Here is a 16088-nt window from a genome sequence, read left to right on the forward strand (position 1 = left end):
GGAGTCAGCGATGACCTCACGACTCAATCGGCTCGCGGTCGCGTTCGTCGCGACGGCGCTCGCCACCCTCGGCGTCACGGTCGCCAACCCGTCGCCCGCGTCCGCCGCCATGACCATCTGCTACAACACCAGCCAGGCGGGAAGCTACGCCGGCACCGCCAACCAGGCCGCCTCGATCTGGAACAACGCCACGTCGAACCTGACGCTCTCCGCGAACTGCGGCTCCAACCTGCGGATCTACCGGATCACCGGCGGCGGCTCGTACGCCGTCCGGACCAGCCTCGGCAATGGCCGGGTCTACATCGACACCCAGCAGGCCGCCCAGTACAGCGTGCTGCGGATCATGACCCACGAGATCGGGCACATCCTCGGCCTGCCGGACAACTACAACGGGAACTGCTCGCTGCTGATGTCCGGCGGCAGCGCCGGCACCAGCTGCACCAACCCGTACCCGAGCACGACCGAGGCGAACCGGGTGAGCAACCTCTTCGCCGGCACCTTCGCCGCCACCGAGCGCAGCGCGGACCGCGCCGGAGCGGACATCTTCCGCGACAGCTGGCCGAGCATGCTCACCTCGGTGGGCTGATCGACCGGGTACGTCGGAGGGGCCGGCATCGTGCCGGCCCCTCCCCGCGTTTGTGAGCGGTCAGCTCGGCATCGGCGTCAGTCGGGTGCGGGGGCCGGCGCGCAGCACCCCGGAGGGCAGCTTCTTGCCGAGCAGGTGCTCGGCCAGCTCGGCCGCCTCGATCAGGGCGGCCAGGTCGATGCCGGTGTCGATGCCCATGTCGTGCAGCATGTGCACGGCCTCCTCGGTGGCCAGGTTGCCGCTGGCCCCCGGCGCGTACGGGCAGCCGCCCAGGCCGCCGACGCTGGCGTCGAACTCGGTCACCCCCAACTCCAGCGCGGTCAACAGGTTGGCCAGCGCCGTACCCCGGGTGTTGTGGAAGTGCAGCAGCACCGGCACGTGCGCGTTGCGGTCGCGTACCGCGGTCAGCAGCTCGCGGACCCGGCGCGGAGTGCCCATGCCGGTGGTGTCGCCGAACGCGACCCGGTCCGCGCCGTCCCGGACCACCCGATCCACGATGCCGGCCACCCGCTGCGGGTCGATGTCCCCCTCGTACGGGCAGCCGAAGCTGGTCGCCACGATCACCTCGACCCGCGCGGAGGCGCCGTGCAGCAGGTCGATCAGCTCGGCGATGTCGTCCAGCGACTCGTCCGTTGAACGGTTGACGTTGCGCCGGTTGTGCGTGTCGCTGGCCGAGACCACCACCTCGATCTCGGTGAACCCGGCGGCGAGGGCCCGCTGGGCGCCCCGCGTGTTCGGCACCAGGGCCGAGTAGCGCACCCCGTCGGCCCGGACCGCCCGCCGCCACACCTCGTCGGCGTCGGCCATCTGTGGGATCGCCTTCGGGTGCACGAACGACACCGCCTCGATCCGGCGTACGCCGCTGCCGGAGAGCGCGTCGAGCAGCCGCACCTTGGCGTCGGTCGGGATCGGGTCCTCGTTCTGCAGCCCGTCTCGCGGCCCGACCTCGCGGATCGACACGGAATCTGGCAACTGGCTCATCGGTCACCTCGCTGTGACGTCGGATCGGGGCGGGTTGTCGGCTGCACCGCGCCCTTTGCACTGCTTCAACGGACGCAACGGCGACTGTCCGGTATCCGGACGACCGCTGTCGCCTCCAGGTAAGCAGAGCAAAGGGCTCGGCTGCCAGTGCCGCCGGGTCGCCGGGACGGCGGCACTGGCAGGCCCGGCCACACTGGCAGCCCGGCGGATCAGCGCATGCGGGAGACGATGCCGGTGTCGTAGGCGCCGGAGAGGAACTCCTCGTTCTCCAGGAGCTCGGCGAAGAAGGGCAGGTTGTTCTTCGGGCCCTCGATCTGGAAGGCGGCGACCGCCGTCCGGGCCCGCTCGATCACCTCGCCGCGGGTGGCGCCACTGATGATCAGCTTGGCCATCAAGCTGTCGTAGAACGGGGTGACGGTGTTGCCCTCGGTGTAGCCGGAATCCACCCGGACCCCGTCGCCGGTCGGTTCCACCCAGGTCCTGACCACGCCCGGGCCGGGCAGGAAGCGCTTCGGGTCCTCGGCGTTGATCCGCATCTCGATGGCGTGCCCGCTCGGTGCCAGCGCGTCCGGATCGAAGGTCGGCGCCAGCCCAGACGCCACCCGCAGCTGCTCCTCGACCAGGTCGACGCCGTAGACGTACTCGGTCACCGGGTGCTCCACCTGGAGCCGCGTGTTCATCTCCAGAAAGAAGAACTCGTTCGTAGATGGATCGAGCAGGCACTCCACCGTGCCCGCGTTGCGATAGTTCACCGCCTCACCGGCGCGTACCGCGGCGGCCAGGAAACGCTCGCGCAGCTCCGGCGAGACCGCCGGGGACGGCGACTCCTCGACCAGCTTCTGGTTACGCCGCTGCACCGAGCACTCCCGCTCGCCCAGCGCCACCACCCGGCCGTCGGCCAGGCCGAGGATCTGCACCTCGACATGGCGCACCCGGGGGAAGTACCTCTCGATCAGCACCGAGCCGTCGCCGAACATCCGCTCGGCGAACGCGCGCACCTTGTCGTACTCGGTGCGCAGCGCGGCCTCGTCGACGGCCACGCCCATACCCATGCCGCCGCCACCGGCGGCGGCCTTGACCATCACCGGGTAACCGATCCCGGCGGCGGCCGTCACCGCCCTGTCCAGGTCGGCGGCCGGGTCGGTGGTGCCGGGCGCGACCGGAACGCCGGCCGCCGCCATCAGGTTCCGGGCGTTGATCTTGTCGCCCATCGCGGTGATCGCGTCCGCGCCGGGGCCGACCCAGATCAGGCCGCTCGACTCGACGGTACGGGCGAACTCGGCGTTCTCCGACAGGAAGCCGTACCCGGGGTGGATGGCCTGCGCTCCGGTCGACTTCGCGGCGGCGAGGATCGCCTCGGTGTTGCGGTAGCTCTGCGCCGGGTTCGGCGGGCCGATGAGGACCGCCTCGTCCGCCTCGGCGACGAACGGCAGATGGGCGTCGGCCTCCGAGTACACCGCGATCGCGCGGATGCCGAGCCGCTTGGCGGTACGGATGATCCGGCGGGCGATCTCGCCCCGATTGGCGACCAGCAGTGACTCGATCATGTTTCCTCCCGGCGTCCGGATGTTGGGACGGTTGTCAGGAAACCATGCCCGGTACGCCGGTGACGAGTCGGCTCAGGCGAGCAGCGCGGCCAGGGCGGCGTCGCGCAGCAGCTCGGCGCGGCGTCGGCGGTCCACCTCGCCACCGAGGAACGGAGTCGAGTTCATCAGGCCGAACGCGGCGTGCGCCAGCACCCGCGCCTCGCCGTCGGGCATGCCCGGGTGCAGCGCGGTGAGCACCGTCACCCACTCCTCGACGTAGAGCCGTTGCAGCCGGCGGATCCGCCGCCGCGGCTCGTCCGGCAGGCGGTCCAGCTCGTGCAGGTGCAGCGCGATCACCGCCGGGTTGGCCAGCGCGAACTCGACGTGGAAGTCGATCAGCGACTCCAGTACGCCGCGCGGGTCGTCCGGGTGCCCGGCGGAGCGTTCCCGCCCGCCGGCCAGCAGCCCCTCACTGACCGGGATCAGCGCGGCGGCGAGCATCGCCTCCTTGCCGGCGAAGTGGTGGTAGAGCGCCGGACCCGTGACCCCGGCGGCCGCGCCGATGTCGTCCATCGACACCCCGTGGTAGCCCCGGGCGGCGAACAGACCGACCGCGATCTCCAGGATCTCGTCCTTGCGGGACCGGCGCCGGCCCGCACCCGCCGCGCCCCGTGCCCGCTGCTCCACCGTCACGGGGCAAGCGTAGACCGCGAGCCGCGCGCGATGGTTACCGGTCAGTTGCGCAGGCCGCACCGTCGGTCGGGTCAGTCGTCCGGGTCGAGGTCGTGCTCCTCCCGCAGCGCCGCGGCCTCCTCCGGCCGGTCCAGCAGGTCCAGCGCGCGGGCCAGCAGCCAGGCGGTCTGGCGCACCGGCCGCGAGTCCGCCGGAAGGCCACCGAGCACCCGGCGCAGCAGCGGCTCCGCCTCGGCCGGACGGTCCAGGCGCAGCAGCAGCTCACCGATGAGGATCTCCACCTGCGCGGCCTCGCCGAACGCCTCGATCGACCGCAACCGGTCAGGCACCCCGACCAGCCGGCCCAGCGCCTCGTCCGGCCGATCCTCCCCGGTCAGCACCCGCGCACCGGCCTCGGCGGCCATCGCCAGCTCGTACGTCACCGGCGGCGACTGCTCCGGCTGCCCGGCCAGCGTCGCCGCCAAGCCGTCCACCAGCTCGATGGCGCGTACCGCCGACGGCCGGTCATCGGACCAGAACCAGGCGTACGCCTCCCGCCGGCGGGCCCGCAGCTCGTCGAGCGGCAGGTCGGCGAGCCGGTACGCCGTGGCGGCAGCCGCGAACCGCTCGGCGGCCACCGCGTCCCGGTCGGCGTCGTAGAGGATCCCGCCGGCCTCCTCCAGCACCTGCGCGCGGTGCGGGAGGTTGTCCGGGCCGTCCAGGTTGTCGGCCAACCGCTCCAGCAGTGCCAGCGCCGGGTCGATCTCGCCGAGCCCGGCGTAGACACCGGCCAGCAGGTGCCGACAGCGGTCCGCCTCCGCCTGGGCGCCGAGCCGGTCCAGACCGAGGACGGCCTCCTCGGCGACCTCGGCCGCCTCACCGAGCCGACCCACGATCCGGTACGCGTTCGCCAGCTCCCAGCGCAGGAAGGCGTCCCCCTCGGCGCCCCGCTCCACGCAGAGCGTCACCGCCTCGACGAAGTCGTCCACCGCGTCGGGGGCCCGCCCGGCGGAGAGCAGCGCCCGGGCCCGGGCGACCCGGACCGGCAGCTCCGCAGCCGCCGGCGCCACGGCCAGCGCCTCGTCGCAGGCGGCCACGGCGTCGGCCGGATCGTCCACCGTCCTGACGTACGTCAGGCAGGCCGCCGTGATCAGCTCGCCGACGCCCAGCTCACGGCCGATCCGGCGGGCCTCGTCGGCGGCCGCGCGGGCCTCGTCGACGCGGTCCGACTGCTCCAGCAGGTGTGCCCGGTGCAGCGCGATCCGGGCCGCCAGATGCCGGTCGCCGCCCGCGTCGGCGGGCACCCGGTCGAGCGCGGCGAGCGCCTCCGCCCAGCGTTCCCGGTGCAGCAGCGCCAGCGCCACCCGATCGTGCCCGGCGGCGCGCTGTCGCGCGTCGCCGAGCCGGTCCAACACCTCGGCCGCGGCTCGGACCAGCGCCAGCCCCTCCTCGGCGTCGTCGTCGGAGCGGGTCAGCAGCACGCCGAGCCGCCCGGCCACCACCTGGGCGGGCACCTCCTCGGCCGCCTCCCGGTACCGGCTCAGCGCCGCCCGGTTCATCTCGATCGCGCCCGCGATGTCGTCCTCGTCGCCGCGCTCGGCCGCCCGCAGCGCCAGCCGGTACGCGGCCGTACGCGGTGCGAGGTCGTCGGTGCCGAACCGGTCGTCGCAGGCGGCCAGCGCCGCCCGGAACGTGGCCCGGTCGTGCCGGCCCCAGCTCTCCTCGGCGAGGGTCAGGAGCTCGTCCGGGCCGGCGTCGGCGGGCAGGGCCACGGTGGTCTCGTCGCCGGCCCACGCCCGGTCGGAGGTGGCCGGTGACGCACCCCGGTCCCGGTGGATGCCCGGCTCGTCCCCGGACGGGCGGGCCGGACGGCGGCGGACGCTGGCGGAGAGCGGCAGGTGCTCACCGCTCGCTCGCACGGCGAGCCGACTGGCTATCCACTCCGACTGGTGTGCGGTGCCGTTGCGGGCGTCGAAGCGGGCGGCCAGCGCGGTCGCGGTCTCCGCCAGCTCGTCGGCGAGCGTCAGCGCGGGCACCTCGCCGGCCGGCCGACCCTCGGCGGCACGGCGGTACACGGTCGGCGCGCCGATCCGGCCGGCCTGACGCAGCGCGGCGGCGGCGGTCGCCGCGAAGTGCATCGCGGCGGCCGGCGACGGCGGCCGGTCCAGCCAGTCCAGGTGCCGTTCGACCAGCTCCACCGCCCGCGCCTCGTTGCCGGTCAGCGTGCAGAACTCGATGTGGTCGCCGATGTCCCACAGGTCGGCGAGGTTGCCGCGCAGCCGGCGGTACGCCTCCCGGTGCGCGTCCCGCGCCGACTCACCCCGCCCGGTGCGCAGATACGGCAGGAGCAGCGCGGTGAGGATCGCCTGCGGCTGCTCGTTGCAGGTGAGCCGACCGGCGAGCACCGGCTCGGCCAGCGCCACCGCCTCGGCGTCCCGCCCGGTGTCGGCGAGGTAGCCCACCTGGCTCGTCGGGTCACAGCCGGCGCAGTCGGAGAGTTCGTCGCGCGGGGTGGTCTGCCAGAGCCGGTACCAGTGCGCGGCCGCCTCCCCGTCACCGACGTGGTCGGCGACCCGGAACCGGTGCTTGTGGACGGTCTGCAGGCTGTGCCCGCCGGCCCGGTAGCGCCGTTCCATGTCGTCCAGCACCCCGTACGTGCGGTCCAGCGGCACGTCCGGGAACTTCAGCAGGCCGGACACCATGTACTTGAAGTGCCACAGCAGTTGGTGCAGGTGGCGCTGGTGGTAGGGCTGCGGATCCCGGTCGAACTCGGACAGGCACCAGGAGAACGTCACGAAGGACTTCGCCGACTCGCCGCCGTAGACGTACCCGGTGGTGGCCTGCATCCGGGTCACGAAGGCGAGATGCCGGTCGTCCGCGGCGTCCACCCGGCGCAGCAACTGCTCCAGCGCGGCGATCTGCCCCGCCCCGTACGGCATGTCGGCGATGCCGCGCAGCACCCGCCACAGGTCCTCGTCGGCCATGGTCACTCCCGTCCTGGCACGGCCCGGCCGAGCAGGCCGAGGAAGGAATCGTTCAGCAGCGCGGCGTCGGCCGCGCGGATCGGATGGTGGCCGAGCAGCAGCGCCTGCCCGTACAGCGCCTCGACGGCGAGCCCGACCAGCTCCGGGTCGGCCAGCATGGTGACCCGGCGGACCAGCGGGTTGCGGTGGTTGAGCACCAGCTGCGGGCGGTCCGGCGGAGCGGTGGCGGCGAGCGCGTCGAGCACTCCGCCCCACAGCTCGTCGGCCCGGTCCCGGCTGGCCGCGAGCTGGTCGTTGAACGCCGCCGACCGGCTGACCAGGTAGAGCGCGGGCAGCGAGACCGGGTCGTACGCCCGGATGACCACCTCGCAGCCGGAGCGCTCGACGGCCCGCTGCGCCGCGGTGAGGAACGGCCGCAGGGCCAGCTCCACCTGCGGGTCGAGACCGTCGAAGCGGGTGGTGAGGTCGCTCGGCTCCAGCCGCTCGATCAGCACCGAGCGGTCCACCGTCGGCAGCCGCTCGATCAGCTCGGTGTCGTAGGTGTAGCCGGCGTTGACCACCGCCAGGTCCTGTGCGGCGGCCACCGCGGCGAGCTGGCGGAACTCGTCGAGGCTCGCCGCGTAGCGGAGCACCCCGTAGCGCTCCCGGAACTCGGCGAGGGTGAGCGTGCCGACGTTGGTGTCCATCGGCCACCACCGGTCGACCAGTCGGAGCATCTCGTCGTCGTGCAGCGCCAACGCCTTCACGCCGAGGTGGTGCACCTGAAGGAACTCGGCGAGCCGGTGCGGGTCGTGCCGCGCCAGCCGGACCAGCCAGCCGCGTACCTGGTCGCCGAGCGCCTCCCGGGTGGCGGTCAGCAGGGTGTCCTCGTAGAGGGCCTCCCGGCTGGCGGTCGGGCGCAACTCGGTCGCGTCCACCACGCAGTGCGCGAAGAACGCCCAGTCGGGCAGGAGCCCGTCGGCGTGCTCGGTGAGCAGCATCCGCTTGAGGTAGACCCGGTGCCCGGCCCGGGCCGCCGGGTTCACCGGGGTGGGCAGGATGAAGGCGACACCGGTCAGCCCGGCCTCCGGCACGCTCAGTGGCACCACGTCGAACGGGTCGACGCCGAGCATCTCCCGGGCGTACGAAATGAGCGCCGCCCGGTCGACCGGCGCTCCCGCCGTGGTCGGCCAGGGTGGCTCACCGGTGGTGGTGACCACGTCGCCGACGCGGACGGTGACCGGCAGCAGGGAACCGAAGAGCCGGGCCAGGTCGGTGACGGTCGGGGTGCTGAACCACTGGTCGGCGTCGCGGCGGGGCACCAGCGTGACCGTCGTGCCCGGCTCGGGGCGGGCGGCCTCCGGCGGCGCCACGGTCACCGAGTAGCGGCCGTCGGCGTACCCGGTCCAGCGGACCGTGGGGTGGTCCCCGTGCCGGGTGAGCACCCGGATCTCGTCGGCCACCAGGAAGCAGGAGAGCAGGCCGATGCCGAACTGGCCGAGGAACTCGTGCCGGGAGAAGCCGAGCTCGTCGCGCTTGGAGCTGCGGCCGATGGTGGCCAGCAGCTCGTGCACCTGCGCCTCGGTGAGGCCGATGCCGGTGTCGTGCACCCGAAGCGTGCCGTCGCCGGTGCTGTCCGGCGGCTCGATGCGGACCAGCGCGGAAGCGTCCGGCTCGCTGGCACGCCGGGCGGTGATCGCGTCCACCGCGTTCTGCAGCAGCTCACGGACGTAGACCCGCGGGCTGCCGTAGAGGTGATGACTGAGCAGGTCGACCACGCCACGCAGGTCGACCTGGAAGGTGTGGTCCACGCCTGAGTTCTCCCCGGTCCGATGCCGGCGCCCACCGTACCGATGATCACCGACACGTGCGTCCCCCTTTCGCCCGGCGGTTTGACCCTCGACCCGGTCGAACCCGCACGGTCACCGCCATGACCTCCTCCGTTCTGGGCCGGGATTTCCGGCTGCTCTGGTCCGCCGCCGTCTCCTCGCGGTTGGGGGACGCGCTGCGTACGCCGGCCTTGGCGCTGCTGGCCGCGACGATGACCCGCGATCCCCGGGTCATCGCGGCGGTCACCGTGGTCGCTCAGCTACCGCCGTTGCTCTTCGGCCTGCTCGGCGGTGTGTACGCGGACCGTTGGGACCGCCGGCGGACGATGGCCCTGGTGGACGGGGCCCGCGCCGTCGTGGTGGCGGCGCTGGCCGTGGCGGTTGCCTTCGACCGGGCCGGCGTCCTGGCGCTGCTGGTGGCCGCGTTCCTCCTCGCCGCGTTGGGCACCCTGTTCGACGCCGCCTCGTTCGCGCTGCTTCCCGCGCTGGTGCCGCCGGCCGCGCTGCCCCGGGCGAACGGCCGACTCCAGGCGGGCACGGCGGTGGCCGGCGGCTTCCTCGGCGCACCCGCCGCCGGCGTTCTCTTCGCCGCCGCCCCCGCTCTCCCGTTCACCGTCGACGCCGTCACCTTCGCGGTGGCCGCCCTGCTCGTCCTGGCCCTCACCCCGATACCCGCTCCGCACGCCGTGGCCGGAGTTCGGCGGGGGTCGGTCTGGGGCGAGATCGTCGAGGGGATGCGGTGGCTGCGTGGGCACCGGACACTGTGGCGGGTCACCCTGCTGGCCGCCGCGAGCAACCTGGCGATCAGCGGGCTGCTCGCGGTGCTGGTGCTCTACGCGCTGGACGTGTTGCGGGTGCCGCCGGCCGGGTACGGCCTGTTCGCCGCGGGGGCGATCGTCGGCGGCGTGGCCGGGGCGCTCGGGTCGGGTCGGCTCGCCGCCCGGCTCGGCACGGTGACCGCGCTGCGCGTGGTGCTCGCCGTGCAGACCGTCGCGTTGGCCGGGTTCGCGCTGGCCCGGCATCCGGTGCCGGGCGGGATCGCGCTGGCCGTCTTCGCCGCCGGCACCGTGGTGTGGAACAGCCTGTGCGCGTCGTACGGGCAGCGGCACGTGCCGAGCGGACTGCTCGGTCGGGTGGGTGCCGCCCAGCGGATGGTCGGGCTGCTCACCGCACCCGTGGGCGCGGCGGTGGCCGGGCTGGTCGCCGCGGCGTACGGAACCGTGCCGGTGGCGGGTGCGGCGGCCGGGACGTTCGCACTGGTCACTCTGGCGGCGTGGCGGACACTGCGGGACTAGCCCGGCGTTCGTTCCCGGTGGGACAGCCCGGACAGGCGCAGCGCGATCTGGCGCCGGGCCGGCGGTAGGGCACCGAGCAGCCGGAGCAGCACGTCGCGTACCGGCCGGCGGGCCGGGGAGAGGGTGGCCAGCCTGGTCAGCCCGGCGGCGAAGCTGAGCACGTCCTCGGCCATCGGGCGCTGCCGGGCGGTGTAGTCGTCCAGCAGCGTCTCCGGACCGCCGCCGAGCACATCGGCCAGCGCGGTGCCGAGCGCCACCGCATCGCAGATGCCGAGGTTCATGCCCTGCCCGCCGGCGGGACTGTGCACGTGCCCCGCGTCGCCGGCCAGCAGCACCGGTCCGGACCGGAACGTGTCGGCGATCCGGTGGTGCACCCGGAACCGGGATCCCCAGAGCACTTCGGTGACCCGTTCGGGTTGCCGCGTCGGGCCGCGCTCGTCGAGCAGCGCCTGGAGGTACGCCGGGTCGGGCTCGGCCGGCGCGGTCGGCGCGGCGGCGACCAGCCGCACCACCCCGTCCGGGAGCGGCGCCCAGATCAGCGGCCCGGACCGGGCGAGGAAGAGCGCCGCCTCGTCGCGGGGCAGGGCGCTGTCCACCCGCACGTCGGCCAGCACGAAGGACTCCTCGCCGCTGGGGCCGGTGAAGCCGATGCCGGCCAGGCGCCGGACCGTGCTGTGCAGGCCGTCCGCGCCGACCACGAACCGGGCGCGCACCTCGACCCCGTCGACCTGCGCGAGCGCCCCGTCGGCGGTCCGGCTCAGACCGGACAGCTGGCACGGCCGCCGGACCTGGACGCCGAGGTCGGCCAGGCGCTCGGTGAGCACGGCCTCGGTGACCGCCTGGGAGACCATCAGCGCGTAGGGGAAGCGGGACGGCAACTGGTGGAACGGGACCGACAGCAGCACCCGGTCCCGGTCGCGGACGGTGAAGCGCGGCGCCCGCACCCCCTGGGCGACCAGCGGCGCCGCGGCGCCGATCCGGTCCAGCTCCTCCAGGGTGTACGCGTGCACGACGGCCGCGCGGGAGGTCATCGGCGGGCTGGCGAGTTGGTCCACCACGGTCACCTCGAATCCGCGGCGGGCCAGTGTCAGTGCGGTGGCGAGGCCGGTTGGCCCGGCTCCCACCACCAGAACGTCGGTATGCGTGGGCAGCATGGCCACCTCCCGGACGACCGTTGCCAACATGTGTTGGCAAACACTTGTTGGCAACGCTAGAGCGCCGCTCATTGTGTGTCAACAGCCGTTGGCATACGGTCGTTGACATGACAGCGCCCGCCCACTCCGCCCAGCCCCGCCGCTCGGACGTCACCCGGGCCGCGATCCTGCGCGCCGCTCGCGAGCGATTCGCCGCGGACGGGTACGAGCGCGCCACGATCCGGGCCATCGCCGCCGACGCCCGGATCGACCCGTCGATGGTGATGCGCTACTACGGCAGCAAGGAGGCCCTCTTCGCGGCGGCGGCCGAGTTCGACCTACGGCTGCCCGACCTGACCGACGTGCCGCCCGAGCGGTTCGGTGCGGTGCTGGTGCGGCACTTCCTCGCCCGGTGGGAGGGCGACGAGACGCTGGCGGCACTGCTCCGGGCCGCCAGCACCAATCCGGGCGCGGCGGAGCGAATCCGCGGCATCTTCGCCGATCAGCTCACCGCGGCCGTGGCGACCTTCGGCACCGACCCGGCAACCACCGCGCGGCGTGCCAGCCTGGTGGCCAGTCAGATCCTCGGCCTCGCCTTCACCCGCTACATCGTCCGCCTGCCGCCGATGGTGGAGCTGGATCCGGAGGAGCTGGTTTCCTGGGTCGCACCAACCCTCCAGCGCTATCTGACCGGGCAGCCGGAGAGCTGACCCAACCTTTTCCCCCTCCCCGTGCGTCTGCCAGGTGACGGCCGAACGCGACGGCCGGGAGGTGGGCGAATGGGACCGGCGGCAAGTGACGGACGTGACGGCTACCTCGCCTTCGTGGAGAGCCACCAGCACCGCCTGCTGCGCGCGGCCTACCTGATCTGCGGCAACCGGCACCAGGCCGAGGACCTCCTCCAGGAGGCGCTGCTCAAGCTGGCGCTGCGCTGGACCTCGGTCCGCGACGGCGATCCCGCCGCGTACGTGCGGGCCATCCTCTACCGGGACACGGTGTTGTGGTGGCGTCGCCGGCGGCGGGAACGGCTCAGCGCCGACCCGCCGGAGCAGGTGGCCCCCGACCGCGACGGCGCGCTGCGGCTCACCCTGCACGACGCGCTCGGCCTGCTGCCGCCCCGGCAGCGGGCCGTTCTGGTGCTGCGCTACTACGAGGACCTGACCGAGGTCGCCACGGCCGAGGCGCTCGGCGTGACCGTCGGCACCGTGAAGAGCCAGTGCCACGCGGCGCTGCGGCGGCTCCGCGAGGTGGCCCCGGAACTCGCCCGGGACTCCCGACCGGCCCAGGAGCCGGCGACTCGCGGCGACCTGGCCAGCGGCCTGGAGGTGAACCCGTGAACGAGCAGGACCTGCGTCGGCTGCTGACCGTCAGCGTCGAGGACGTCCGACCCAGCCACCCAGCGGCGGCCGGCTGGGAGCGGGCCCGACGTACCCGGCGTACCCGATGGGCGGTCGGCGCGGTCGCCCTGGCCGTGGCACTGATCGGCGGCGGCACGGTGGCCGCCCTGCGACCGCCCGCGGATCCGCCGCCGGACCATTCGGTGGCCCCGACCGTGGAGCCCAGCCATGCCCCGCCGGTGGTGCGGGCCCCCGCCGAGCTGACCTTCCCGCCCGACCCGTTGGCCCGGCTCAGCGGCCCGGCGACCGTGCGGCTGTCGGAGCGACCGGTCCAGCGGGCGCTGGCACTGTTCCAGCCTCTGGACGAGGAGAATCACGCGGACGGTCCCGTCCGGATCCTCGGCGACGACGGCGTCGTGCGCAGTCTCGACGTTGTTTCGCTGGCGCCCACCCGGGACGAGGGCGGCAACGAGGCGCCCGCCGTGAAGCCGGGAGTGCTGTCGCCGGACGGCCGATGGGCCGCTTTCGCACAGACCAGCGAGCTGGTCATGGTCGACCTCACCAGAGCGGGCGTGCGCCGGGTCCCGCTCGACGGTTACCTGGAGCTGGTGGTCTGGGCGAACGACCGGGTGCTGGTCGGCGGCGACAACCGGACGTACGCGGTGGACCGGGAGACCGACGCGGCGAGCACCATCGATGTGTCGGCCTGGGACGTCGTGGCACCCGACCCGGCGGCAGGCCGCGAGGCGGCGCTAGTCGAGGTGGGTGGCGAGCGGGGCGGCCTGATGCTGCGCAGCCGGACCGCCCGCGAGGGCACCATCCGCTCCGAAGAGCGGATCACCGGCGACGCGCTGCCCGCGCCGTACCAGGTCAACGAGTTCTATGGCCGGGGTTGGCTGCACGGCGAGCGGCTGGCCCGGGCAGCGTGGATCACCAGCGGCGAGATCGACGGCGCCGAGGGAGTGGCCGTGCTGGACGCCCGCACCGGCGCTGTTTCCCACGTCCTCGACCTGGGCCGGGACCGCGCCAAGGGCTGTTGCGAGGTGCTGGGCTGGGACAAGGAGGGTGCGGTGCTCCTCCGTCTGGAACCGGCCGGCCTGGCACGGTGGCACCCGGAGACCGGCGAGGTCAGCGGTATCGTCCGCGACCTGCCCGGTGTGGTGGCACTGGCTGGCTGAGCACCGTCCCCGCGAGACGACAACGGCCGCGCGGGGACGGTTGGGCCGCTCAGGCGGCGAGGCCGCCCGGCTGGTCGCCCTTCACGACGGGAGCCCGGACCAGGTTGCCCCACTCGGTCCAGGAGCCGTCGTAGTTACGCACCTGCGGGTATCCCAGCAGGTGCCGCAGCACGAACCAGGTGTGGCTCGACCGCTCACCGATCCGGCAGTACGCGATCACGTCGTCGTCCGGGCTGAGGCCGAGCTGGTCGGCGTAGATCGCGCGCAGTTCGTCCGACGACTTGAACGTGCCGTCCTCGTTGGCGGCGGACTTCCACGGCTTGTTCACCGCACCCGGGATGTGCCCGCCACGCAGCGCACCCTCCTGCGGGTAGTCCGGCATGTGCAGCATCTCGCCGGTGTACTCGCCCGGGGACCGGACGTCGACCAGCGGCCGACCCGCGGCGATGTGCGCCATCACCTGCTCGCGGAACGCCCGGAGCGGCGTGTCGTCCCGCAGCGGCACCGGGTAGTCGGCGCGCGGACGGGACGGCTTGTCGCGGGTCACCTCGCGCCCCTCGGCGATCCACTTCTGCCGGCCGCCGTCGAGCAGCCGCACGTCGGCGTGCCCAAAGAGCGAGAAGACCCAGAGGGCGTACGCGGCCCACCAGTTGAAGTTGTCGCCGTAGAAGACCACCGTGTCGCCTCGGCCGATGCCCTTGGCGGCGCACATCTCGGCGAAGCCCTTCGCGTCGAGATAGTCCCGGGTCACCTGGTCGTTCAGCTCCGTGTGCCAGTCGACCTTGACGGCACCGGGGATGTGACCGGACTCGTAGAGCAGCACGTCCTCGTCGGACTCGACCACGACGAGGCCCTCGTCGCCCAGGTGCTCGGCCAGCCAGTCGGTGGTGACCAGCCGCTGCGGGTCCGCGTACGACTGGAGGCGGGGATCAGGATCGTTCGGCACAGACATGATCCCCAAGGTACGCCGCAACCCTGCCCCTCGACCGGCCATCGGGTGCGACGCCGCGCACGTGACTGAAGGGTCAGGCGCGGCGGTGGGCGATCCGACCGGCGACCACGGTCACCAGGCAGGCACCGTCGGCGTCGAGGACCGCCAGGTCGGCGCGCCCGCCCTTGTGCAATCTCGGTGGTACGGCCGCCAGCAGCACCAGCAGGTCACCCCGGTCGACTGCGGCCCGCAGCGCCGGGTCCGCAAGGTGCTCCGCCAGCACCGCCGTCACCCCGCTCCGCAGCAGCGCGTGCACCCGCTCGCGCGGGGTGGGCGCCACCGGCAGCGGGCCGTCGTGCAGCAGACCCGGCCCCAACGTGCCGGGCCAGCGGCGGACCCGCACCCCGGCGTACGCCCCGCTCAGCTCGGCCAGCGGACCGACGGCCTCGATCCGGTCGCCGCTCACCACCACGGCGTGATCCGCCGCCGGCTCGCCATCCGGAGTGAGCCGCAGCAGCGGCGCGGTGTGCAGGGTGCGCACGCTCAGTCGACGATCGGCCCGAGCAGCGGACGCTTCGCGGTGACCGTGTCGCCGGACGACCGGCCGGTCAGCCGGCGCTTGATCCACGGGGCCAGATGCTGCCCGGCCCAGCGCAGGTCGGCCGCGCGGGCGGCGAGCCACGGAGAGGGCGCGGGGTGCGGGGGCACCATCAGCCACTCCTCGTCGCAGCCGACGCCGAGCGCGGTGAGCACCTGTCCGGCGACCCGTCGGTGCCCGGCCTCGCTCAGATGCAGCCGGTCGGTGCTCCAGAGCATCGGGTTGAGGAAGGTGTCGTCGGCGTACAGGTCGACCATGATGGCGCCGTGCCGCTCCGCGGTCTCGCCGACCGCCTGGTTGAGCAGCTCCACCCGGGGAGCGACGAGACGCTGGCCGGGCAGCCGGGCCATCACGTCGGCGAACCGGAAGAGCAGCACGTCCGCGCCGCCCGAACGCAACTGCCGCACCACCTCGTCGAAGCGGGCGACCAGCGTGTCCGGATCGAAGGTGCGGCGCAGCACGTCGTTGCCGCCAGCCGCGAAGCTGATCAGGTCGGGCTTCATGGCCACCGCGGCGGGCACCTGCTCGGCGACCACGCTGGGGAAGAGCCGACCGCGGATGGCCAGATTGGCGTACCGGAAGTCGGGACCCGCCTCGGCGGCGAGCCGGGTCGCCACCATGTCGGCCCAGCCTCGGTAGGTGCCGTCCGGGTACGCGTCGTCCATACCCTCGGTGAAGCTGTCCCCGACCGCGACAAAACTGCGCCAGCGCACCCGCGCTCCCCTCACGCCATTCGTTGCCTGCGGCGACCAGTCTGTCACCGGAGACCCGGCCGCTGGTGCCCCCGCAGGGATGACGTGGCGGAGGTCATCAGTCGCGCTCGGGGTGGCCCGGCCCGCGTCGTCGGTGTGCGGGACAGCGAGGACCCGGCCGGTGCGGTGCTCACCTTCGACCCGCAGTCCTGGCGAGCCTTCGTCACCGCTGCCAAACGGCGCTGACCTCGCCGCACCGGGGCTGATCCACTCGGGATCCCGGAAACCGGGGCATCCCCACGAACGGGATACCCCGACATCATGAAAACCGAGTCGATCACGCGGAACATCAGCGTCGAAATGGATC

Annotated in this window: 15 protein-coding genes; 6 read left to right on the forward strand and 9 right to left on the reverse strand. The window is 73.5% G+C overall.

The genetic code is table 11. From position 1 onward, the window contains the following. Positions 1 to 10: 10 nt before the first annotated feature. Complete coding sequence (locus ACWD5O_RS02770) at positions 11 to 586, forward strand: snapalysin family zinc-dependent metalloprotease (protein WP_354966389.1); 576 nt, start codon at positions 11 to 13, stop codon at positions 584 to 586. A 60-nt stretch (positions 587 to 646) separates the two neighbouring features. On the opposite strand, the gene ACWD5O_RS02775 is transcribed toward ACWD5O_RS02770, so the two are convergent. The 5 genes from ACWD5O_RS02775 to ACWD5O_RS02795 form a co-directional block, all read right to left on the reverse strand. Continuing rightward, entirely contained in the window at positions 647 to 1558 is a 912-nt protein-coding gene (locus tag ACWD5O_RS02775; RefSeq protein ID WP_354966568.1) for a hydroxymethylglutaryl-CoA lyase, read from the reverse strand. Between the two features lie 218 nt (positions 1559 to 1776). Continuing rightward, positions 1777 to 3114, reverse strand: coding sequence for an acetyl-CoA carboxylase biotin carboxylase subunit (locus ACWD5O_RS02780; protein ID WP_354966388.1), 1338 nt, complete (start codon positions 3112 to 3114; stop codon positions 1777 to 1779). A gap of 72 nt (positions 3115 to 3186) precedes the next feature. Next, positions 3187 to 3786 carry a TetR/AcrR family transcriptional regulator gene (locus ACWD5O_RS02785; RefSeq protein WP_387324819.1) on the reverse strand — a complete coding sequence of 200 codons (600 nt, stop codon included), beginning with the start codon at positions 3784 to 3786 and terminating at the stop codon, positions 3187 to 3189. Positions 3787 to 3857: 71 nt separating this feature from the next. Continuing rightward, a complete protein-coding gene (locus tag ACWD5O_RS02790; RefSeq protein ID WP_450084435.1) occupies positions 3858 to 6749 on the reverse strand; it encodes a hypothetical protein in 2892 nt (963 codons plus the stop codon). A gap of 2 nt (positions 6750 to 6751) precedes the next feature. Further along, positions 6752 to 8539, reverse strand: coding sequence for an HSP90 family protein (locus ACWD5O_RS02795; RefSeq protein WP_354966386.1), 1788 nt, complete (start codon positions 8537 to 8539; stop codon positions 6752 to 6754). Positions 8540 to 8658: 119 nt separating this feature from the next. On the opposite strand from ACWD5O_RS02795, the gene ACWD5O_RS02800 reads away from it, so the two are divergent. Continuing rightward, positions 8659 to 9852, forward strand: a complete 1194-nt coding sequence (locus tag ACWD5O_RS02800) for an MFS transporter (RefSeq protein ID WP_450084436.1) — start codon at positions 8659 to 8661, stop codon at positions 9850 to 9852. Here ACWD5O_RS02800 and ACWD5O_RS02805 read toward each other — a convergent pair. Beyond that, complete coding sequence (locus ACWD5O_RS02805; RefSeq protein ID WP_450084437.1) at positions 9849 to 11006, reverse strand: FAD-dependent oxidoreductase; 1158 nt, start codon at positions 11004 to 11006, stop codon at positions 9849 to 9851. The genes ACWD5O_RS02800 and ACWD5O_RS02805 overlap by 4 nt on opposite strands. Positions 11007 to 11113: 107 nt before the next feature. On the opposite strand from ACWD5O_RS02805, the gene ACWD5O_RS02810 reads away from it, so the two are divergent. The 3 genes from ACWD5O_RS02810 (at position 11114) to ACWD5O_RS02820 (ending at position 13500) form a co-directional block, all read left to right on the forward strand. After that, positions 11114 to 11695 carry a TetR/AcrR family transcriptional regulator gene (locus ACWD5O_RS02810; RefSeq protein ID WP_450084438.1) on the forward strand — a complete coding sequence of 194 codons (582 nt, stop codon included), beginning with the start codon at positions 11114 to 11116 and terminating at the stop codon, positions 11693 to 11695. Positions 11696 to 11764: 69 nt separating this feature from the next. After that, positions 11765 to 12322, forward strand: coding sequence for a SigE family RNA polymerase sigma factor (locus tag ACWD5O_RS02815; RefSeq protein WP_450084439.1), 558 nt, complete (start codon positions 11765 to 11767; stop codon positions 12320 to 12322). Next, positions 12319 to 13500, forward strand: coding sequence for a hypothetical protein (locus ACWD5O_RS02820; RefSeq protein WP_450004764.1), 1182 nt, complete (start codon positions 12319 to 12321; stop codon positions 13498 to 13500). The genes ACWD5O_RS02815 and ACWD5O_RS02820 overlap by 4 nt, the downstream gene beginning before the upstream one ends. A 49-nt stretch (positions 13501 to 13549) precedes the next feature. Here the strand turns inward: ACWD5O_RS02820 and ACWD5O_RS02825 are convergent, their stop codons facing one another. The 3 genes from ACWD5O_RS02825 to ACWD5O_RS02835 form a co-directional block, all read right to left on the reverse strand. After that, positions 13550 to 14452, reverse strand: coding sequence for a sulfurtransferase (locus tag ACWD5O_RS02825; protein WP_354966380.1), 903 nt, complete (start codon positions 14450 to 14452; stop codon positions 13550 to 13552). A gap of 73 nt (positions 14453 to 14525) precedes the next feature. After that, positions 14526 to 14972, reverse strand: coding sequence for an imidazolonepropionase-like domain-containing protein (locus ACWD5O_RS02830; protein ID WP_354966379.1), 447 nt, complete (start codon positions 14970 to 14972; stop codon positions 14526 to 14528). Between the two features lie 2 nt (positions 14973 to 14974). Continuing rightward, positions 14975 to 15742 carry an SGNH/GDSL hydrolase family protein gene (locus tag ACWD5O_RS02835; RefSeq protein WP_354966378.1) on the reverse strand — a complete coding sequence of 256 codons (768 nt, stop codon included), beginning with the start codon at positions 15740 to 15742 and terminating at the stop codon, positions 14975 to 14977. Positions 15743 to 15826: 84 nt separating this feature from the next. Between ACWD5O_RS02835 and ACWD5O_RS02840 the strand changes: the two genes are divergently transcribed. Further along, positions 15827 to 15967, forward strand: a complete 141-nt coding sequence (locus ACWD5O_RS02840) for a DUF397 domain-containing protein (RefSeq protein WP_354966377.1) — start codon at positions 15827 to 15829, stop codon at positions 15965 to 15967. The last annotated feature ends 121 nt before the right edge of the window (positions 15968 to 16088 follow it).

The sequence above is a fragment of the Micromonospora sp. NPDC005161 genome (assembly GCF_053599855.1).